The organism is Vibrio mediterranei (assembly GCF_013364395.1).
Lineage (GTDB): Bacteria > Pseudomonadota > Gammaproteobacteria > Enterobacterales > Vibrionaceae > Vibrio > Vibrio mediterranei.
In genome coordinates, this window is sequence record NZ_JABXGK010000001.1 from 961,617 (window position 1) to 982,740 (window position 21,124).

Genomic DNA, 21,124 nt, shown 5'->3' on the forward strand with positions numbered 1-21,124 from the left:
TAGGGGAGGGTAATGTTTGACATTCCCAGGTGATATTGAACCCAGAAACAGATACAAAAAAGGCGACCCAATGAGTCGCCTTAATACAAATATTCAGCTAAAAGCTTACATTACTTAGAGATGTGAGCGATTAGGTCTAGAACTTTGTTTGAGTAACCGATTTCGTTGTCGTACCAAGATACAACTTTAACGAAGTTGTCAGTTAGAGCGATACCAGCTTTAGCATCGAATACTGAAGTTTGAACTTCACCGATGAAGTCTTGAGAAACAACTTGGTCTTCAGTGTAACCTAGAACACCTTTAAGAGCGCCTTCAGATGCTGCTTTCATAGCTGCACAGATAGCTTCGTAAGATGCACCGTTCTTAAGGTTAACAGTTAGGTCAACTACAGAAACGTTAGCAGTTGGTACGCGGAAAGCCATACCAGTTAGTTTGCCGTTTAGTTCTGGAAGAACAACGCCTACAGCTTTAGCAGCACCAGTTGAAGATGGGATGATGTTCTGAGAAGCACCACGACCACCGCGCCAGTCTTTAGCAGAAGGACCGTCTACAGTTTTTTGAGTAGCTGTAGTAGCGTGAACTGTAGTCATAAGACCAGATTCGATACCGAACTCGTCGTTAAGAACTTTAGCGATAGGCGCTAGACAGTTAGTAGTACAAGAAGCGTTAGAAACGATGTCTTGACCAGCGTAAGTGTCTTGGTTAACGCCCATTACGAACATTGGAGTAGCGTCTTTAGAAGGACCAGTTAGAACAACTTTCTTCGCGCCAGCAGTGATGTGCTTACGTGCAGTCTCGTCAGTTAGGAAAAGACCAGTTGCTTCTGCTACTACGTCAACATCGATAGCATCCCATTTTAGATCTTCTGGGTTGCGCTCTGCAGTTACACGTACAGTTTTGCCGTTAACGATTAGGTTACCGCCTTCAACTTCAACAGTACCGTTGAAACGGCCGTGAGTTGAATCGTACTTAAGCATGTATGCCATGTACTCAACGTCGATTAGATCGTTGATACCTACTACTTCGATGTCGTTGCGCTCTTGCGCTGCACGAAATACGAAACGACCGATACGGCCAAAACCGTTAATACCTACTTTGATAGTCATTATAGTTGCTCCACAACTTAATTTCTGTTTAAAGATAACTGGTAGTAAAATTACAGAATCCAGTCACTAACTTCAATAGATAATCGGAATTAATTTGTTTAAAGTCAAAAAAAAGTGTCGCTTTTCTTAACATTCGGTATTAAATGACGTTTTTTTGAACTTTGATAGAGACTCTGTAATAGTTTTAGTTATGTATTTAACCTTGTAAGCAAGGTAAGTTAACATAATTGATACAGCTTGGTTGGAAATTGACAACAATGTGCTACAACCAAGTTTGCTATACGTATGATATATAGCGTGTATAAAATGTAGACAATAAAAAAGGGAGTGTAAAGGTCGTGAGTGGTGAAAATAAAAACGCGATGAAGCCCGATGATTACTGGCGTGAGACCCTAAATGATGAACAGTACCGTGTGTGCCGACAGCAGGGTACTGAAGCGCCTTTTAGTGGTACTCTACTACACAACCGTGATACTGGCTTATACCATTGTACTTGCTGTGCAGCGCCACTTTTTCATTCTGAAAGCAAGTATGATTCAGGCTGTGGATGGCCTAGTTTTGATGCACCGGTCGATCAAGAAGCCATTCGATTTTTAGAAGATCTAAGTCATGGTATGCAGCGAATAGAGATTAGATGTAAGGCATGTGATAGCCATTTAGGCCATGTTTTTGAAGATGGTCCTAAAACAACGGGGCAAAGGTATTGTGTCAATTCTGTGTCGTTAATTTTCAACAAAAGTGAAAGTAGTGATGTATCTGACTGATTCTATGTACCATTCTTTCATTTTGTAGAGATAAAAACGGGCGCCATTGTGGAGCCCGTTTTTATTTTCAATAATTTAGTAAACTATTGAAGCACCAAGTCTCTCGTATAGCTTCCGTTATCAATGGCTTTCGCGACAGTTTTTGCTTGCTCGTTGAGAGAGCGATAGTCTTCTTCTGCTAACCCAAAAAGCAATCTAAGTTCGTTGTCTGAAGCGATGGGGACGTCAAACTCTTTGCCAACCATCGCCCAAAGATAGGATTGCTTTGGGAGGTCTAGGTTTTGAGTCACGCTTGCTAAAGACTTAATCACTTCTTTGTTGACGTATTTTCCACCTGCCGAAAGCTCTAGAGACCGATTTAATAGTTGATAGGTTTTTTGCTTATCCCGTGAAATATAATAGGTGGCGAGAGCATATTGCATGGAAGAGGTGTCAAGTACGCCGGTATTTTCCATGGCTAAAAAGCGACGTTTTGCTGCTTGGCTTCCCGTTTCGCTCCATAGAAAATAGAGCGTTTCTGGCGAAGTAGAGCTCGCTAAATCTCGAGTGATTCGTTCTTGTTCTTCTATCGAATACATTAGAGCATTAAATCTTTTTGTTTTGAGGTCGGCCTGTTCAATTGGCTGAATTTGCGATGCTAACTCTAGACACTTTCGATATTCCTTGAGCAGGTGATAGTCTTTGACTTGATTCTTTTCACTAGGGTCGTCAAGCATCTCATAGCGATGCCAAATAAGGTCTGTTCTCGCGATTCGGCATTGACCATCGTTTATGTTTAATGAAGAACAGTTCAAACTGGGCTCGCTTTCGCAGAGCTGATCTGTGTTCTTGCGAGTTTCAAAACAGCCGGATAAAAGTGAAGTGGCCACTAAGGCGGATAGGAGATAAGGTAATTTCATTCTACTACTTGTGATCAATTACACTGATTTGTCGTACTCAACTTGACTCAGTGTATCATCACGTTATGGTTCGAGTAACGAATTAACCTCTCAGAACCGAAATTTAGCAGGTCTGAAAGTTCAAGCAAAAAGAAGGTTCAGTATGGACGTAGAACAACTCTTAGAAGCCATGACTCCGGATGTTTATGAGAGACTTCTGTATGCCACTGAAACTGGTCGCTGGCCAGAAGGTAGTAGATTATCTCAAGATCAAAGAGACTCTTGTATGCAAGCGGTAATGCTTTATCAATCGAAGCATAACGTAGACCCTCAGCATATGTCGGTCGCCGCAGGGGGCGAAATTAGCTTCAAAAGCAAAGCAGAGCTAAAAAAACAGTTCAGTGCAGAACAGCAAGACATAATGAGAGTTAAAGTGAGCAACGAATAAAAAAGGGGCGATGAGCCCCTTTTTATTTTGCTTTCTGTTATCCAGCAAGTACGTCAGTTGCAACCTTGTAGCTCGGATCTTCTTTCACATTGATTTCGACTAAGCTGCCCGCCTTTTGTAACAGTGCGCGGCAGTCAGGACTTAAGTGTCTCAAGTGAAGCGTTTTACCCACTGCCGCATAACGTTCCGCTAACGTCTCGATAGCTTCTATAGCTGAGTGGTCTGTAACGCGCGAGTTGGCAAAATCAACGATGACATCGGCTGGGTCGTTCTTAGCATCAAACAACTCTAGGAAGTTCGCAGCAGAGCCGAAGAAGATAGGTCCGTTAACTTGGTACTCTTTAGAGCCTTCAGCATTAACGCTGCTACTTGCGTAGATGTGTTTCGCGTGTTCCCAAGCGAACATAAGCGCAGAGACTACAACACCCACAGCAACCGCTACAGCAAGGTCAGTAAGAACGGTAACTACCGTAACCAGCACAATGACAAAGAAATCTTGTTTAGGTACACGGCGTGCAAGCTTAAAGGTCGCCCATTCGAACGTCCCAATCACAACCATAAACATTACGCCTACTAGTGCGGCTAACGGAATCATTTCGATAAGTGCTGCTGCAAAAAGAATAAACATTAGTAGTGCAACGGCTGCAACGATACCTGACAAGCGGCCACGACCACCAGAGTTCACGTTGATCATTGACTGGCCGATCATGGCACAGCCACCCATCGCGCCAAACACCGAACAGGTTACGTTTGCTAGACCTTGACCTACACATTCACGGTTAGATTGACCACGTGTATTGGTCATTTCATCAAGTACGGTCAGTGTTAATAGTGACTCGATTAAGCCGATTGCCGCCAAAATAATAGCGTATGGCAGAATGATCTGTAGGGTTTCAAGCGTCAATGGAACCGCTGGGATGGAGAACTCTGGTAGAGAGCCCGCCAACGTTGCGTTCATATCACCTGACATAGAGCGCAGAAAATCGACAACGGTGCGTGTATCCAAACCAAGACCCTGAACCAATAAGGTAACAGTCACGATAGCAACTAATGATGATGGAACTGCGGTAGTTAGTTTAGGTAGAAAGTGAATAATACCCATAGTCAACGCAACTAATCCAAGCATCAGCATCATTTGATCTTGAGGTAGCCAAGTTAAGGCACCTGAAAGGTCAGGGGCTTTAAATTGTCCAAGCTGTGCCAAGAAGATAACGATCGCAAGGCCGTTAACGAAGCCGATCATAACAGGGTGGGGTACCATGCGAATGAATTTCCCCAATTTAAATAAACCTGCACTGATTTGTAGTAGGCCTGCAAGCATAATAGCGGCAAAGAGATATTGTACTCCGTGAGTCGCTACCAGACTGACCATTACTACAGCCATTGCGCCTGTAGCGCCAGAGATCATGCCCGGACGGCCACCGAAGATAGAAGTGACTAAACCGACGATAAAGGCGGCGTATAGGCCAACCATTGGGTCAACACCGGCAACGAACGCAAAAGCAACCGCTTCTGGCACTAATGCCAATGCAACGGTAAGGCCGGATAGAACATCGTTTTTTACCGAGTGCTTGGAAAACTGTGGAAATTCAAACATGTAATTGTGCTTACTTATGTTGTTGGATTTATATGGATTTCATCCAGCGCAAATTGAGACGTTCAAAGTGTAGAATTACTATATGAATAGCATAGGTGAAAATGATTCGTCGTCATTATCCATTTTCTATATGACATAGATATGGCGCATTGTTGATGAAATAATCAAAGCTCGGCATGCTACCGAAATGTGAACAAAACTTCAATATTGAAAGAAAGTGTTTCGATACTAAGTGGCATCTTTATGCCTACGATTTTCGCCAACGATTCTCTAATAATAAAAAAGGCTGCGATATTCGCAGCCTTTTAAAGTTTTCCTTTCTACGTATTAGTAGTTAGGTTTTGTCATTACTGCTGACGCAGAGTTAGTGGCAACTTGGCTGCCCGCACCTTTCTGTTGGTAGCGCTCAGCTTTAACAGGCGCAGCGTTGATGATAATTTCACCAAGTTCTTGCTTGCCCTCAGCTTTAGCCATTGGTGCACTCGCGTGGCCTTTGAAGCTAACAACCGCTTTCTCTACAACAGGGGTTACTGGAGTAGGTTCCACGATAGTAGGTTGCTCTTCAACCACTGCATTTTCAGCTACTGAGATTTCAACCATAGGCTCGGTTTCAACAACGGCTTCTGTAGCTGGCTCAACGATTGCTGTTGCAACTTCTGCAACTGGTTCTGCAACTTCTGCAACTAGTTCTGCAACAACTTGAACTGGCTCAACTACAGCTTCAACGACCGTTTGCTCAACCTTTGGTTCTGTTACAACAGGTGCTTCAATAGCTTCTGGCTTACGCATTACGATAACCTTACCCATTGCCATCTCCGGCATAGCAACACCTGTGGTTGTGACTAGCTCTTTAACTTCCGCTTCAGGTTTCGCTTTCGCCTTAGGTTTCACAATGCCATAGCTCGGCATTACTTTACCCATTGCCATTTCAGGAGAAGCTACACCACCCTTGCGTAGGCGGAATGGGTTAGGGCGACGATCGCGACCACGACGACGACGTTGACCACTTGCACGTAAGTGACGAGGAGAGCGACGGTTACGACGTTGTTTGCCTTCCTCTTTCGCTGGAGCTTCTGTTGCTGCTTCAGGTGCTTGAGGCTTTTCTACTGCAGTTTGAGCTGTCTCAACAGACGCAACCTGAGCTGCTTGCTCTTCTTGTTGTGCTTTTTGATCTTTTACGCGCACTTGCTTAGAAAGCTTACGACGCTGACGACGCTCTTTAACTTTCGCCGCTTTTTCTTCAGAACGAGGTGCTTTTTTCTCAGCTTGAACATCAGCTGCGATTTGTTGACCTTGCTCTTCTACTTTTGATTTGCCGCTTTCTTCATCGCGTTTTTTATTACGACGGTCTTGCTGCTTACCGCGACGATTCTGCTGTTTGCGCGATTCTTGAGCATTGTCTTTAGACTCTTTCTCTTCGTCACGAGCAGGTTTGTTACGGCGATTCTTGTTACGATCATTATCGCGAGAATCTTTACTATTACGGCGACGTTGGTCGTTGTTTCGATTACGACGCTGTCTGCCGTTGCGATTCTTAGGTGCTTCTTCTTTCTTCTCTGGTTCTTTCTTAGGCTCTTCATTTGAAGAGAAAAGTGAACCAATAGCAGAAAGGATGCGAGAAATCAGACCAGGCTGCTTCTCTTCTTTTTTCACTTCTACCTTGGCAGGCTTACTAGGCTTAGGCGCTGGAGTCGGGGCGTTTTGAGTAGGTGTCGCAAAACCTTGCAGTGCAGGTTGCTCAATCTTACGCGGCTTAGCTTCGACTTCGGCTTCCTTAGCTTCAGCCTCTTTGAGTGCTTCTAGCTTTTTAGGTAGCAAGTATGACAACAGGTCTTGTTCCTCACCTTCACGAACACGAATTACCTCAAAATGAGGCGTTTCCATATCAGAATCAGGAACAATAGTGATCTTAACTTCTTGTACGCGCTCAATGTGGTTAATGGAGCGACGCTTTTCGTTTAGTAGGTAAGAAGCAATTGGCACTGGCACGATGGCAAGAGCTTGAGACGTGTTGTCTTTTAAGGCTTCTTCTTCGATGAGACGAAGTACTGATAGCGCTAATGACTCGTTATCACGCACCACACCAGTACCAGTACAACGCGGGCAAATGTGATGACTTGCTTCAGCCAAAGATGGGCTCAAGCGTTGACGAGACATTTCTAGTAGACCAAAACGAGAAATACGACCTATTTGGACACGGGCACGATCAATTCGTACTGCCTCGCGCAGACGGTTCTCAACCTCACGTTGGTGACGTACAGGAGTCATATCAATAAAGTCGATAACAACTAAGCCACCTAGGTCGCGAAGACGCAGCTGACGAGCAATTTCATCTGCTGCTTCAAGGTTAGTATTCAGTGCAGTTTCTTCGATATCGCTGCCTTTGGTAGCGCGGGCAGAGTTGATATCGATAGAAGTAAGTGCTTCAGTTGGGTCAATAACGATAGAACCACCAGATGGAAGCCTCACTTCTCGCTGGAACGCTGACTCGATCTGGCTTTCAATCTGATAGTGACTAAATAGCGGTACTTCACCTTCGTATTTCTTCACTCGGTTCACAAAGTCTGGGCGAACCAATTGAATGTGCTGGCGAGCACGCTCGTAGATGGTGTTGCTATCAATCAAGATCTCGCCGATATCGCGACGTAGGTAATCACGAAGTGCACGAACGATAACGTTACTTTCTTGATGGATTAAGAACGGAGCAGGGTTTTGGTCTGCTGCACCCTTAATGTTTTCCCAGTTATTTAGGAGGAAACGCAAATCCCACTCAAGCTCTTCGGCACTTTTGCCTACGCCCGCAGTACGAACGATTAGGCCCATACCTTGTGGTAGTTCTAGAGTGCTCAGCGCGGCTTTTAGTTCTGTACGCTCTTCACCTTCAATGCGGCGAGAAATACCGCCAGCGCGAGGGTTGTTAGGCATTAGTACTAAGTAGCTACCTGCTAGAGAGATGAAGGTTGTCAATGCAGCACCTTTGCTACCGCGTTCTTCTTTCTCAACTTGCACGATCACTTCTTGGCCTTCGCTCAAGACATCTTTGATGCTTGGGCGACCTTGGTAGGTGTAACCTTCAGGGAAGTATTCGCGTGCAATTTCTTTGAGAGGGAGGAAACCGTGGCGTTCGGCACCGTAGTCAACAAAAGCGGCCTCTAGGCTAGGCTCAACTCGAGTGATACGTCCTTTGTAGATATTCGCTTTTTTAGATTCGTGACCTGGACTTTCGATATCAAGATCGAATAGTCGCTGGCCATCGACCAAAGCGACACGCAACTCTTCTTTTTGAGTTGCGTTGATTAACATTCTTTTCATTACAGAAATTCTCGTTGTATTTTCTTTGTTTTCATCATTGCTCTTATCACAGTTTTCGTAAGTCGTGGTGCCGGATCCCATGGCTTTGTAAAATGCAGCCTCCCGGCTGGAAGGGATGCTCTTGGGCACTACAGTCTTCACACAGAACTTTCGCTGTGTGCTCCGCATATGTGGCGGTGATACTCAACACGATTACGTGAGTAGGTGACAAGGAAGTCTTAGCGATCAACGTCTTATGCCAGTTGCTGCGTCTCAAAACTAAGCGTTCTACTCATAGTTAAAATTGCTCAAAGATAATATCGACAAATCATAAATCGATTTTAATTACCTATTGCAGCTGTGAACTATAGCAGCGCAGCGAATTATCAGCAATCAGCTTTAGTATAAACCACAGAAAAAATTCTGATTATGCCTAGTCAATGTACGTTTAATGTGCTGATTTTAAGCAATAATATCTCAGGGCGCGTAAAAGCTGGTTCAAACTGGTTGATTTCTATCCACAGCTTGTTCAGACAATGGCTAAGAGCGTGTTGTTGATGGTTTTTCCACTATCTCGTCGACAAAATTACCAATAGAAAGCGTTATTTTCTTGCAGCTTTGAATGTTATAATAGCGAAATGAGTGAAATTAGAACTAAAGTCCAATTTGTCGATATTGACGACGATATGGCTGGTCAGCGCATCGATAACTTTTTGCGCAACCAATTGAAAAACATTCCTAAGAGTGTTGTGTACCGAATCGTGCGCAAGGGTGAGGTACGTGTAAACAAAAAGCGTGTCAAAGCGGAATACAAGCTTCAAGCAGGGGATAGCGTACGTATACCTCCTGTTACAATAGAAGAGAAGCAAGAAGAAGCACCAATCAGCACAAAATTGAATAAAGTGGCAGAGCTTGAGTCACAAATTATCTATGAAGACGACCACATGCTGATCTTAAATAAGCCATCTGGAATAGCGGTTCATGGTGGTAGTGGTTTGAAGTTTGGTGCGATTGAAGCTCTAAGAGCATTACGGCCACAAGCACGCTTCTTAGAATTAGTTCACCGTATAGATCGCGATACTTCAGGTATTCTTTTAGTTGCGAAGAAGCGATCTGCTTTGCGTCATTTGCAAGCTCAGTTTCGTGAGAAAACGGTACAGAAGTATTACTTTGCCCTAGTAATGGGCAAATGGAAGCCTAGTTGTCGAGTAGTAAAAGCGCCGCTGCTAAAGAATGAAGTGAATAGTATTGTTAGGGTTAACCCTAATGGTAAACCTTCAGAAACTCGCTTCAAGGTACTAGAGTCGTTTGAGCAGGCAACACTGATTCAAGCAAGCCCAATTACTGGGCGTACTCATCAAATTCGAGTCCATACACAGTACACAGGCCATCCGATAGCATGGGATGATCGCTATGGTGATCGCCGATTTGATGCTTATACAGCGAAAGTGGGTCTAGACCGTTTGTTCCTGCATGCGGCAAACATTGTCTTCACGCACCCAGCGAATAATGAAAAAATGGAAATACATGCTGAGATGGAACCAAAGTTGCAGCAAGCGATTAAAAAACTAAAAGCAGGCGTGTAGCTTGACAGCTGTAACTAAAACGGAGTGCTTCGTCCAGATGCACTCCGTTTTTGTCTTTAAGCTAGTGGAGAAATACCTTGTTTCGCTAATAGAGTGACAAGGTCAATGAGAGGTAGTCCGACTAAAGTATTTGGATCTTTACCATTGAGTTGACTAAATAACGTGATACCGAGCCCTTCGCTCTTAAAACTTCCGGCACAGTATAGTGGTTGTTCCATATCGACATAATGCTCGATTTGGGTGGTCGTTAACTTTCGAAACGTCACATCAAAGGTATCAATAACGGACTCCGATTGCTGAGTCTTGGTGTTGTAGACTGCCAGTCCAGTATAGAATCGAACAGTTTTTCCACTTTGCTGCTGGAGCTGGCGTATCGCATTGCTGCGAGTCAACGGTTTGCCGATGATATTGCCATCGATGACGCAAACTTGATCGCTGCCGATAATGACGGCGTCTTTTTCGTTCTTTAACGCACTCGCTTTTTCCAATGCAAGCCGCTGAACAAGCTCTGTTGCCGTTTCATGCTCTTGTGCAGTTTCTTCAACGTTTGGGGCAATGGCTTCAAAGTCGATACCTAATTTGGATAGAAGCTCCGCACGGTACGGAGACGTTGAGGCTAAAATGAGTCGAATTGTTTTCATTTTGGGACAGTTTTTCTTATCATAATTGCAGATTCTAGACATAATGTTAGATTCTTAATCTGTAGGCAAAAAAAGTACAACTTTTTAGCCTTTTTCTTTGACTAAATCCGTTTTGGAAGATAATATTCGCGCCCTATGCAAAAGGTAAAAATACCGCGAACTGTTGACCCGGGTAAGACAGCACAGAAAAGATTGGACTTTGATGGCATCATCCAAGTAAGTCTTTTTAAGCGTCTGAGCGAGTCAGTTAGTAGCGTAAAACGCGATGCTGAAGTGACATTGTCCTTTGGGCATGATGAACAGCGACTCGTTGTTATCTCTGGTAAAGCTAACATCGAAGTTGATTTGGAATGTCAGCGTTGTAATGAGATTTTCACACACCTGTGTGAAGTCCAATTCACTTACACTCCTTACTATAGTGAGAAAAGTGAAGAGGATGCACCGGAAGATTACGATTTGGTAGATCTTAATGAGTACGGTGAGGTCGATCTCATACAATTAGTTGAAGACGAGTTCATCTTAAACCTGCCTCAAGTCGCAATGCACGATATAGCAGATTGTAGCGTTGACTCAAACAACATGGTTTTTGGAGATATTCCGGAAGAGGTTCCAGAAGATAAGCCAAATCCATTTGATGTTTTAAAGAGCTTAAAGCGTGAGTAACACAGTTACTGACGTTTAAATTACTAACATAGGAGTAGGGTCCATGGCCGTACAAAAAAGCAAGAAGTCACGTTCTATGCGTGGCATGCGTCGTTCACATGATGCGCTAACTTCAGCTGCACTATCTGTAGACGCAACTTCAGGTGAAACTCACCTACGTCACAATGTGACTGCTGACGGTTACTACCGTGGCAAAAAGGTTATCAACAAGTAAGGTTGACCTTTGCATAATATAACCGTTGCACTTGATGCAATGGGCGGGGATTTCGGTCCTTCCGTAACAGTGCCTGCCGCCGTGCAGGCACTGTCGCTTTTCCCAGAGCTAAAAGTGGTTCTTGTCGGCGACGAACCGTCGATAAATACACAACTCAATCAACTAGGTTACCAACGCAGTACCCGTTTAGAGGTAATGCATAGTGACCGAGTCATCTCGAATTCAGAAAAGCCTTCCTTTGCGCTTAGAAACAGTCACGATACCTCAATGCGTATTGCGATTGATCTCGTTGAGTCAGAAAACGCTGATGCTTGCGTAAGCAGTGGTAATACTGGCGCATTAATGGCGTTATCTCGCTTCAGACTGAAACTATTACCAGGTATTGATAGGCCTGCTTTAGTCACTGCGTTACCGACTGTATCGGGCAGCAAAACATGGATGCTCGACTTAGGTGCCAATGCATCGGTCGATGCAGATTCTCTCTTTCAGTTTGCGGTCATGGGCAGTGCACTAGCAGAACAGCATTTGGGCAGAAAACCAAAAGTTGCCATTCTAAACATTGGCGCTGAAGAAATAAAAGGCAACGATCTTGTGAAACGTTGCGCTGAAATGCTTACCCAAACGCAATCTATAAACTATATTGGTTTCGTCGAAGGTAACGAGTTGTTACACGACGCTGCCGATGTTGTTGTTTGCGATGGATTTGTTGGAAACACAGCATTGAAAGCGTGCGAAGGAACGGCTCAACTCATTTTAGATAAACTAAAAGCAAAACTAACCGCCTCTACATGGAAAGGATGGATAGCAAGAATATTGTTTTCCGATCTCATAACTGAGGTGAAAACACTGAACCCCGACCAGTATAACGGGGCAAGTTTGTTAGGATTGCGCGGCATTGTCATAAAAAGCCACGGAAGTGCTGATATTTCAGCACTTGTTCATGCAATAGGCGAAGCGGTTCACGAGGTTAAACGCCAAGTCCCGAACCAAATCAGCGATCGTCTAGAAGCAGTGTTACTCGAGAGGCAGTATTAGTCTTCATGTATAGCAAAATTTTAGGTACAGGCAGCTACCTGCCATCTCAGGTTCGTACTAACGCGGATCTAGAGAAAATGGTAGATACGACAGATGAATGGATCGTAACTCGCACAGGTATCAAAGAGCGACGAATTGCCGCAGAAGACGAAACTGTTGCAGATATGGGCTACGAAGCTTCGGTAAAAGCTATCGAAATGGCTGGTATCGATAAAGATGACATTGATCTCATTATCGTAGCAACGACCAGCAGTAGCCATGCTTTCCCATCATCCGCATGTCAAGTTCAAGCAAAACTTGGTATTAAAGGTTGTCCCGCATTTGATATGGCGGCAGCATGTACTGGTTTCGTTTATGCACTGTCAGTCGCCGATCAGCATATTCGTTCTGGTATGGCTAAAAATGTTTTAGTTATCGGTTCTGATTGCTTATCGAAGACAGTTGAAGATATTGATCGTTCTACTATTATTCTGTTCGGCGACGCTGCAGGCGCAGTCGTACTGGGTGCTAGCGAAGAACCTGGCATTATTTCTACTCACCTATACGCTGATGGTCGATTTGGAGACTTGTTAAGTCTTGAGATGCCAGTACGCGGTGGTGAACTTGATAAATGGCTAAATATGTCAGGCAATGAAGTCTTTAAGGTTGCGGTGACACAATTGTCAAAACTGGTCAAAGACACATTAGCGGCAAATGATATGGATAAGTCAGAACTAGACTGGCTAGTTCCACATCAAGCGAACTATCGAATTATTTCAGCAACAGCTAAAAAGCTTGGTATGTCGATGGATCAAGTGGTGGTTACCCTTGATCGTCACGGTAATACTTCTGCGGCAACAGTTCCTACTGCACTAGATGAAGCAGTACGCGATGGTCGCATTAAACGTGGACAAAACCTGTTGCTAGAAGCCTTTGGTGGTGGATTTACTTGGGGATCGGCGCTTGTTCGCTTCTAATCTCAGCAAAATCCAAACCAATACTAATTTAGATTGCGTTGTTTAAGGAAATAACGATGAGTAATTTTGCAATCGTGTTCCCTGGTCAGGGTTCACAAACAGTTGGAATGCTTGCAGAACTGGGCGAGCAATATAATGTGGTTAAAGCAACATTTGCTGAAGCATCCGAAGCGCTAGGTTATGACTTATGGGCACTTGTTCAGAATGGCCCTGCTGAAGATCTAAACCAAACTCACCGTACACAGCCAGCATTGTTAGCCTCTTCAGTTGCTATTTGGCGTGTATGGCAGGAGCAAGGACTAGAACAGCCAGCTCTTTTGGCAGGTCACAGTCTTGGTGAGTACTCTGCATTAGTTTGTGCTGGTGTTATCGATTTTAAAGAAGCGATCAAACTGGTTGAGCTTCGCGGTCAATTAATGCAAGAAGCAGTACCAGCTGGTGTTGGTGCGATGTATGCAATCATCGGTCTTGATGATGAGTCTATTGCGAAGGCTTGCGAAGAAGCTGCTCAAGGTGAAGTTGTTTCTCCAGTTAACTTTAATTCTCCAGGTCAAGTAGTTATCGCCGGTAATAAAGCGGCAGTAGAACGTGCTGGTGCACTTTGTAAAGAAGCAGGTGCAAAGCGTGCTCTGCCTTTACCTGTGTCAGTACCATCTCACTGCGCACTGATGAAGCCTGCTGCCGATAAACTCGCAGTTGCTCTAGACGCGCTTGAATTTAATACGCCAGAAATATCAGTGATTAACAATGTTGATGTTGCCGCTGAAACTGACCCTGCGAAAATCAAAGATGCATTAGTTCGTCAACTTTACAGCCCAGTTCGTTGGACTGAAGGTGTTGAGAAAATGAGCGAACAAGGCGTAGAGAAGTTGCTGGAACTTGGTCCTGGTAAAGTACTAACAGGTCTAACGAAGCGAATCGTTAAGACATTGAGTGCTGCAGCAGTTAACGATGCTGCGTCACTTGAAGCGGTAAAATAAAAGGAACGCGATAATGATGAACCTTGAAGGCAAAATTGCCTTAGTAACAGGTGCTAGCCGTGGTATCGGTCGCTCAATTGCTGAGCTATTGGTAGAGCGCGGTGCAACAGTAATCGGTACAGCAACATCTGAAAGTGGTGCTGCGGCGATCAGCGAGTATTTAGGTGAGAATGGTAAAGGTTTGGCACTAAACGTGACAGATACCGACTCAATCGAAGCAGTACTAAAGCAGATCAACGCTGATTTTGGTGCGATCGACATTCTTGTAAACAACGCTGGTATCACACGCGACAACCTTCTTATGCGTATGAAGGACGACGAGTGGACAGATATCATGGACACTAACCTAACGTCTATCTTCCGTCTGTCTAAAGCAGTACTACGCGGTATGATGAAGAAGCGTCAAGGTCGCATCATCAACGTAGGTTCTGTTGTTGGTACTATGGGTAACGTAGGTCAAACGAACTACGCGGCAGCGAAAGCAGGCGTAATTGGTTTTACTAAGTCAATGGCACGTGAAGTTGCATCTCGCGGTGTGACCGTGAACACAGTTGCACCAGGTTTTATCGAAACAGATATGACAAAAGCACTGAATGATGAGCAACGAGCTGCTACACTAGCCAACGTACCTGCTGGTCGTTTAGGTGACCCTCGTGAAATTGCATCTGCTGTTGCATTCCTTGCATCGCCAGAAGCGGCATACATCACAGGTGAGACACTTCACGTAAATGGTGGCATGTACATGGTTTGATCTGTGCAACATTTGTGCATGATTTAAGTCAAAAATGTGCTGAATTTCGGTTAAATTCGCTAAAATTGTGGTTTGACCAGCAAGGACCCCCTTGCAACTTTCAATAGTTCGAATAAACTACGGAAACATCGCATAAAGCGAAATCTGTAAAGGAAAAGAAAAATGAGCAACATCGAAGAACGCGTAAAGAAAATCATTGTTGAACAGCTAGGTGTAGACGAAGCAGAAGTTAAGAACGAAGCTTCTTTCGTTGACGATCTAGGTGCAGATTCTCTAGATACAGTTGAGCTAGTAATGGCTCTAGAAGAGGAATTCGACACTGAGATTCCTGATGAAGAAGCTGAGAAGATCACTACTGTTCAAGCTGCTATCGACTACGTAAACAGCGCTCAGTAATATCTCTTTCCAGGCGGCCTTCTGGCCGCCTGTGTTTTTTTAAACGTCTTCTATCCTTTCAAATAGAATCACAAATATCCCGGAGAATAAAATCGTGTCCAAGCGTCGTGTTGTTGTCACTGGCATGGGTATGTTGTCACCGGTAGGCAACACCGTAGAATCTTCATGGAAAGCCCTTTTGGAGGGTAAGAGTGGTATCGTAAATATTGAACATTTCGATACAACCGATTTTTCAACTCGTTTCGCTGGCTTAGTAAAAGACTTTGATGGTAGTGAATACGTGTCTAAAAAAGATGCTAAGAAAATGGATTTGTTTATCCAATACGGCATCGTAGCAGGCATGCACGCTCTCAAAGACTCTGGTCTAGAAGTCACACCAGAAAACCAACACCGTGTCGGTGTAGCTATTGGTTCTGGTATTGGTGGTCTTGACCTAATCGAAGCGGGACATCAAGCGTTGGTAACTAAAGGCCCTCGTCGTGTAAGCCCTTTCTTTGTACCTTCGACTATCGTAAACATGGTTGCTGGCCAACTTTCTATTCTTGCTGGTCTTCGTGGTCCTAACATCGCAATCTCTACTGCATGTACGACTGGCCTTCACAATATCGGTCATGCTGCACGTATGATTGCATATGGTGACGCTGAAGCAATGGTAGCTGGTGGTGCAGAAAAAGCTTCAACTCCACTTGGTATGGCAGGCTTTGGTGCAGCTAAAGCGCTATCTACTCGTAACGATGAACCACAAAAAGCGTCACGTCCTTGGGATGTTGACCGCGATGGCTTCGTATTGGGTGACGGTGCAGGCATGATCGTTCTTGAAGAGTATGAGCATGCTAAAGCACGTGGTGCGAAAATTTATGCCGAGCTTGTTGGTTTTGGTATGAGTGGCGACGCTTACCATATGACTTCACCAAGTGAAGATGGTTCTGGTGGCGCTTTGGCTATGGAAGCTGCACTTCGTGATGCAGGCATTACTGGTGAACAAATCGGTTATGTGAACGCTCACGGTACCTCAACACCAGCTGGTGACGTTGCTGAGATCAAAGGCATTAAACGTGCTCTTGGCGAAGAAGGTGCGAAAAAAGTGCTAGTATCATCGACAAAATCGATGACAGGCCACTTGCTAGGCGCAGCTGGTTCAGCGGAAGCGATCATCACTATAATGTCTTTGGTAGATCAAATTGTCCCACCAACGATTAACCTAGATAATCCAGACCCTGAGTGCGATGTAGACCTAGTTCCACATACTGCACGCAAAGTTGACATGGAATATGCACTTTGTAACTCATTTGGATTTGGCGGTACTAACGGTTCATTGATTTTCAAAAAGATGTAACCCGCGGTAATCGTACAAGACACTTGTATTCAAACGGCTTGATGCTTAGCATTAAGCCGTTTTGTTTTTAAAGGAAGAACTATGTTTTGGCGTGATGGAAATCAAGTCGACCATGTTTCAGTTACGGACAGAAGTTTTCAATATGGTGACGGTTGCTTTACAACGATTCTGACTAAGTCAGGCAAACTGCAGTTGTGGGATCAGCATGTGAAGCGAATGGAACGGGCTCTACTGCGTCTGAAGATGGCACCCGTAGATTGGCAGCAGATGAAGGTTGAACTTGAGCGAGTTGTGTCACGCAAAGCACTGGCCGGCATCAAAATACATGTAAGCCGTGGTGAAGGAGGGCGAGGTTATAGCCCTAGTGTAAATCGAGGCCCCTTGATTACTCTAAGTCAGTTCGATTTCCCTGTTGGTTATAGCGAATTACGTCAGGTCGGTCTTGAACTGTCACTTTGCGATATCGTATTGGGGTTAAACCCGTTGCTGGCGGGATTAAAGCATAACAATCGTCTGGAGCAAATCCTTGCAAAGGAACAAGTTGAACGTAGTGGCCGTCTCGACGGAATCGTATTGGATATTAACGGTAACGTAATCGAAACCACAATGGCGAATATCTTTTGGTTTAGGGATGGTGTGCTTCACACGCCAAGTCTTGATATGGCCGGAGTAGAAGGTGTTATGCGTGCAGAAGTTTTACGAGTTGCAAATCAAGACGAGCTACCAATCTTAATCGACTCGTTTAAGCTCAACACATTGATGTCCGCAGATGAGATATTCGTTAGCAATTGTATTTTAGGGGTTGCACCCGTAACCAAAATTCAGGATGCTCAATTCCCTATTGGAAATATGACAAGACGTATTCAGGAGAAGTTAGGTCAGTGATAAAGAAGTTTTTGTTTGCAGTGGTTGTCTTAGGAGCAATTGCTTTAGGTGGCTTTTTATATATTAAACAGAGTGTAAACGAATTTATCGCTCAGCCGTTGAATATTGAACAACCACATCTTGTTACCGTGGAGCGTGGTAATAATCTCAATACGGTCATCTCAACATTTGTAGACGACCAGTGGATTAAGCCTACTCAGTTTGCATCTCTTGTTCGTCGTTTTCACCCGAACTTGACTCAAATAAAAGTGGGTACCTTCGAAGTCCTACCTGGGATGACTTTTGAGCAAGCACTCAACGCGATCATTGATGGCAAAGAATATCAACTCGCTATCACTTTTATCGAAGGGTCTACTTTCAAAGAGTGGCGAGAGCAGTTCAAACAAGCAGAATATCTTGAGCATAAGACTGATACGTTAACAGAAGCTGAAATTGCGCAGCAATTGGGTATTGAACGTGAAAAGCTAGAAGGGCTTTTTCTCGCTGAGACCTATCATTATTCTGTTGGTGATAGCGATTTAGACATCTTGAAGCGTGCTCATCGAAAGCTGAGTGTTATCCTAGAGCAGAGTTGGGACGCTCGACAAGAAAAATTACCCCTAAAGAATAGCTATGAGGCGCTAATACTCGCTTCAATCATTGAAAAAGAAACGTCGGTACCATCAGAAAGAGAGCGAGTGGCGTCCGTCTTCGTGAATCGACTCAATAAGCGTATGCGACTTCAAACCGATCCTACCGTTATTTACGGAATGGGCGATCGTTATGATGGCAATATTAGAAAGAAAGACCTCCGAGAAGCAACGCCATATAACACTTATGTCATCAATGGCTTGCCACCTACGCCAATTGCTATGCCAGGCAAAGCGTCTATCTTAGCTGCGGTAAATCCAGAAGATAGTAATTACTTGTACTTTGTTGCGAGCGGTACAGGTGGACATGTATTTTCTAAAAATCTACGAGACCACAATAGAGCGGTCCAACAATACTTAAGACAATTAAGAAGTAAAAAATGAGCCAAGCAAAATTTATCGTTATTGAAGGACTAGAAGGTGCAGGGAAAAGCACTGCGATCAGTACGTTGCGAGCTGAGTTGGATGCAGCTGGCATTCAGGATATCGTTAATACACGCGAACCTGGAGGGACTGTCCTAGCAGAAAAAATGCGAGCCTTGGTCAAAGAAGAACACGAAGGCGAGCCGTTGCAAGACCGCGCTGAGTTACTGTTGATGTATGCATCACGTATTCAGTTGGTTGAGACAGTGATCAAGCCGGCGTTAGCAAAAGGTGCTTGGGTAATTGGTGATAGACATGACATGTCTTCACAAGCATACCAAGGCGGTGGTCGTGAAATTGACCAGGCTGTGATGACTTCCCTAAAGCATATTGCCATTGGTGAATTCAAGCCCGATTTTACTTTGTATCTGGACATCGACCCACGTCTAGGTCTTGAGCGTGCACGTGGACGAGGTGAACTCGACCGAATCGAAAAAATGGACATTAGTTTCTTTGAGCGTACCCGTGAGCGCTATCTTGAAATGGCGAATAATGATGAGTCAGTTGCCATTATTGACGCAAGCCAGAAGATTGAAGACGTACAGCACTCGATCCAGCAAGCTGTGCGTACTTGGTTAGCAAAGCAAAAAGGGTAATCTATGCAAGTCTATCCATGGTTAGTACCAACTTGGTCGAAGCTTAAGGATAACCTTGAACGACAGCACGTGCCCGGAGCGATGTTGATTCAAGCTAAGGTAGGCTTTGCTCCGGAGTCAATGATTGAACGATACGTTGCAGGGTTGATGTGTCAAAACGACAAGTCTGAACCTTGCGGTTTCTGTCATTGTTGCGATCTACTTAAGGCTAGTGGACATCCTGATGTTCACTATGTGCTTCCCGAGAAAGATAAGAAATCATTATCCGTTGAGCAGATACGACAAGCAAACAAATGGGCATTAGAGTCTTCTCAGTTTGGTCATTATCGAGTTATTGTTATTCCTCAAGCCGATCGTATGAATGCCTCGGCCGCTAATGCGCTGTTAAAAACACTCGAAGAGCCACCGGCGCAATGTTTATTTATTTTGTCGACTGAGAACACCAAGTTATTGCTGCCAACGATCAGAAGTCGTTGTGAAGTTTGGCATGTTTCATCGCCCTCCGAACAAATGTGTATTGACTGGGTTAGCCAAGAGATAGGAAAGTCCGTTCCTCGTCATTCGGCACTACTTTGCCATTTTGAACCTATTTCAACGCGTCAGTTTGTAGAGTCGGGACAAGATAAAGAGTATCAAGCGTTAATTGGAGCCTTCATCGGTTTTATTCGTAGTGATGGTTTAGATACTAATGAATTTATTACAACGCTAATGAAGAATAGTAGCGAGCTCTCTACCCAGCTCAATTGGTTGTGGCTACTTCTTAGCTGTGCTCAAAAATCTTCCTTAGGTATTGATATTCGAACGTCTTTACCTGAAGCGAGCCAAATTGCTGAAGTATACGGTTACGAAAGCCTATATACGCATTCTCAGTCTCTACAGGCCCTATGCGAGCAATTACGTTCTTTCCCTGGCCTTAACACTGAATTACTCGTGGCCGATTGGCTTTATGGGTTGAACTAAGTCTAGAATTAGTCATCGCGCTATATTACTTTGAACGGGGTTGGTAATGCTAAAGCTCGTTCATCATTATCAAATTTAAGTTAGAAAATTATGTTTGTAGATTCCCACTGCCACTTAGACAAACTCGACTATGACGATGTCCATTTGGGCATTCAAGATGTTATTCAGAAAGCTAAAGCAGCGAATGTCGAGAAGTTGTTATCAGTGGGTGTGACATTAGGTTCATTTCCAAAGATGTTGGAATTAATCGAACCGTATCCAGAGGTTATGGCCTCTTGTGGTGTCCATCCATTAGACGTTGAGAGTGACTTCTCTCTTGAACTGTTTAAGCAATATGCCTCGCATAACCGAGTGGTTGCTATTGGTGAAACAGGGCTGGATTACCACTATCAACCTGAAACAGCCGCCCTTCAGAAAACCCGGTTTGAGCAACAGGTAGAGGTAGCGGTTGAGGTTAATAAACCTCTGATTATTCATACTAGAAACGCACGTGAAGACACTCTAGCTATTCTGAAAAATGGTTCGGCTGAAAAGTGTGGTGGTGTCATACATTGTTTTACAGAAGATTTGCCATTTGCTCAGGCTGCGATGGAGTTAGGCTTCTACATCTCTATCTCTGGAATTGTCACTTTTAGACAAGCCAAAGAGCTGAAAGAGGTGGTTAAACAGCTACCTTTAGAGCGACTGCTTATTGAAACGGATTCGCCTTACCTAGCTCCAGTTCCTCATCGAGGGAAAGAGAATCAACCAGCTTATGTAGTTGAAGTTGCAGCATACATAGCACAGCTAAAAGGGGTTTCACTTAAAGAAGTCGGTGAAAAAACAACCCAAAACTATCACGATCTATTTTTGCGATAAAAATTAAGTTTCTTGCTAGGAGTGATTAAAAAAGACGCAATATGCGTCTTTTTTGTTTTCAAAAATTGAAAAAGTCAAAAAAAGTTAATGTTCACCAAATCTGTTGAGAAAAAAGTAGTTAGTCTGCACAA

Annotated in this window: 21 protein-coding genes; 16 read left to right on the plus strand and 5 right to left on the minus strand. The window is 44.1% G+C overall.

All coding sequences use genetic code 11. The features are described 5' to 3' along the window. Positions 1-110 precede the first annotated feature (110 nt). Positions 111-1,106, minus strand: a complete 996-nt coding sequence (gap, locus tag HOP38_RS04665; protein WP_004748683.1) for a type I glyceraldehyde-3-phosphate dehydrogenase — start codon at positions 1,104-1,106, stop codon at positions 111-113. A gap of 362 nt (positions 1,107-1,468) precedes the next feature. Between gap and msrB the strand changes: the two genes are divergently transcribed. Beyond that, on the plus strand, positions 1,469-1,870 hold the full coding sequence (msrB, locus tag HOP38_RS04670) for a peptide-methionine (R)-S-oxide reductase MsrB (protein WP_038223355.1): 402 nt from the start codon (positions 1,469-1,471) through the stop codon (positions 1,868-1,870). Positions 1,871-1,953: 83 nt separating this feature from the next. Here the strand turns inward: msrB and HOP38_RS04675 are convergent, their stop codons facing one another. Further along, the gene (locus HOP38_RS04675) at positions 1,954-2,769 is read right to left on the minus strand and encodes a DUF2989 domain-containing protein (protein WP_124940867.1); all 816 of its coding nucleotides are present in this window, start codon (positions 2,767-2,769) and stop codon (positions 1,954-1,956) included. Positions 2,770-2,911: 142 nt separating this feature from the next. On the opposite strand from HOP38_RS04675, the gene HOP38_RS04680 reads away from it, so the two are divergent. Further along, the gene (locus HOP38_RS04680; protein ID WP_031494478.1) at positions 2,912-3,196 is read left to right on the plus strand and encodes a YeaC family protein; all 285 of its coding nucleotides are present in this window, start codon (positions 2,912-2,914) and stop codon (positions 3,194-3,196) included. 37 nt (positions 3,197-3,233) lie between these two features. Here the strand turns inward: HOP38_RS04680 and HOP38_RS04685 are convergent, their stop codons facing one another. Both HOP38_RS04685 and rne read right to left on the minus strand, forming a co-directional pair. After that, positions 3,234-4,793: a SulP family inorganic anion transporter gene (locus HOP38_RS04685; RefSeq protein WP_006075502.1), complete on the minus strand. Its 1,560-nt coding sequence runs from the start codon at positions 4,791-4,793 to the stop codon at positions 3,234-3,236. A gap of 327 nt (positions 4,794-5,120) precedes the next feature. Then, positions 5,121-8,105, minus strand: a complete 2,985-nt coding sequence (rne, locus tag HOP38_RS04690) for a ribonuclease E (protein WP_198557549.1) — start codon at positions 8,103-8,105, stop codon at positions 5,121-5,123. A 617-nt stretch (positions 8,106-8,722) separates the two neighbouring features. Between rne and rluC the strand changes: the two genes are divergently transcribed. After that, positions 8,723-9,670: a 23S rRNA pseudouridine(955/2504/2580) synthase RluC gene (gene rluC / locus HOP38_RS04695; RefSeq protein ID WP_198557550.1), complete on the plus strand. Its 948-nt coding sequence runs from the start codon at positions 8,723-8,725 to the stop codon at positions 9,668-9,670. A 56-nt stretch (positions 9,671-9,726) separates the two neighbouring features. Here the strand turns inward: rluC and HOP38_RS04700 are convergent, their stop codons facing one another. Next, positions 9,727-10,311 (minus strand): Maf family protein, encoded by a 585-nt coding sequence (locus HOP38_RS04700; protein ID WP_198557551.1) that lies wholly within the window; start codon positions 10,309-10,311, stop codon positions 9,727-9,729. A gap of 135 nt (positions 10,312-10,446) precedes the next feature. On the opposite strand from HOP38_RS04700, the gene yceD reads away from it, so the two are divergent. From yceD to HOP38_RS04765, 13 genes are all read left to right on the plus strand, one after another. Then, positions 10,447-10,974 carry a 23S rRNA accumulation protein YceD gene (gene yceD, locus HOP38_RS04705; RefSeq protein ID WP_031493500.1) on the plus strand — a complete coding sequence of 176 codons (528 nt, stop codon included), beginning with the start codon at positions 10,447-10,449 and terminating at the stop codon, positions 10,972-10,974. Between the two features lie 43 nt (positions 10,975-11,017). Then, entirely contained in the window at positions 11,018-11,188 is a 171-nt protein-coding gene (rpmF, locus tag HOP38_RS04710; RefSeq protein ID WP_031493499.1) for a 50S ribosomal protein L32, read from the plus strand. A 9-nt stretch (positions 11,189-11,197) separates the two neighbouring features. Further along, a complete protein-coding gene (plsX, locus tag HOP38_RS04715) occupies positions 11,198-12,223 on the plus strand; it encodes a phosphate acyltransferase PlsX (RefSeq protein ID WP_031493498.1) in 1,026 nt (341 codons plus the stop codon). 5 nt (positions 12,224-12,228) lie between these two features. Further along, positions 12,229-13,179, plus strand: a complete 951-nt coding sequence (locus HOP38_RS04720) for a beta-ketoacyl-ACP synthase III (RefSeq protein WP_124940871.1) — start codon at positions 12,229-12,231, stop codon at positions 13,177-13,179. A 56-nt stretch (positions 13,180-13,235) separates the two neighbouring features. After that, positions 13,236-14,159, plus strand: a complete 924-nt coding sequence (gene fabD / locus HOP38_RS04725; protein WP_124940872.1) for an ACP S-malonyltransferase — start codon at positions 13,236-13,238, stop codon at positions 14,157-14,159. Positions 14,160-14,175: 16 nt separating this feature from the next. Further along, positions 14,176-14,910 carry a 3-oxoacyl-ACP reductase FabG gene (gene fabG / locus HOP38_RS04730; protein ID WP_198558251.1) on the plus strand — a complete coding sequence of 245 codons (735 nt, stop codon included), beginning with the start codon at positions 14,176-14,178 and terminating at the stop codon, positions 14,908-14,910. 162 nt (positions 14,911-15,072) lie between these two features. Further along, entirely contained in the window at positions 15,073-15,306 is a 234-nt protein-coding gene (gene acpP / locus HOP38_RS04735) for an acyl carrier protein (protein WP_004406112.1), read from the plus strand. A gap of 94 nt (positions 15,307-15,400) precedes the next feature. Next, complete coding sequence (gene fabF / locus HOP38_RS04740) at positions 15,401-16,642, plus strand: beta-ketoacyl-ACP synthase II (RefSeq protein ID WP_006075090.1); 1,242 nt, start codon at positions 15,401-15,403, stop codon at positions 16,640-16,642. Positions 16,643-16,723: 81 nt separating this feature from the next. Beyond that, on the plus strand, positions 16,724-17,527 hold the full coding sequence (pabC, locus tag HOP38_RS04745; RefSeq protein ID WP_198557552.1) for an aminodeoxychorismate lyase: 804 nt from the start codon (positions 16,724-16,726) through the stop codon (positions 17,525-17,527). Beyond that, a complete protein-coding gene (gene mltG, locus HOP38_RS04750; RefSeq protein WP_198557553.1) occupies positions 17,524-18,540 on the plus strand; it encodes an endolytic transglycosylase MltG in 1,017 nt (338 codons plus the stop codon). Before pabC ends, mltG begins: the two co-directional genes overlap by 4 nt. After that, the gene (tmk, locus tag HOP38_RS04755; RefSeq protein ID WP_006075087.1) at positions 18,537-19,175 is read left to right on the plus strand and encodes a dTMP kinase; all 639 of its coding nucleotides are present in this window, start codon (positions 18,537-18,539) and stop codon (positions 19,173-19,175) included. Before mltG ends, tmk begins: the two co-directional genes overlap by 4 nt. 3 nt (positions 19,176-19,178) lie before the next feature. Then, complete coding sequence (gene holB / locus HOP38_RS04760; protein WP_198557554.1) at positions 19,179-20,135, plus strand: DNA polymerase III subunit delta'; 957 nt, start codon at positions 19,179-19,181, stop codon at positions 20,133-20,135. A 90-nt stretch (positions 20,136-20,225) separates the two neighbouring features. Then, positions 20,226-20,993: a TatD family hydrolase gene (locus tag HOP38_RS04765; RefSeq protein ID WP_124940877.1), complete on the plus strand. Its 768-nt coding sequence runs from the start codon at positions 20,226-20,228 to the stop codon at positions 20,991-20,993. The last annotated feature ends 131 nt before the right edge of the window (positions 20,994-21,124 follow it).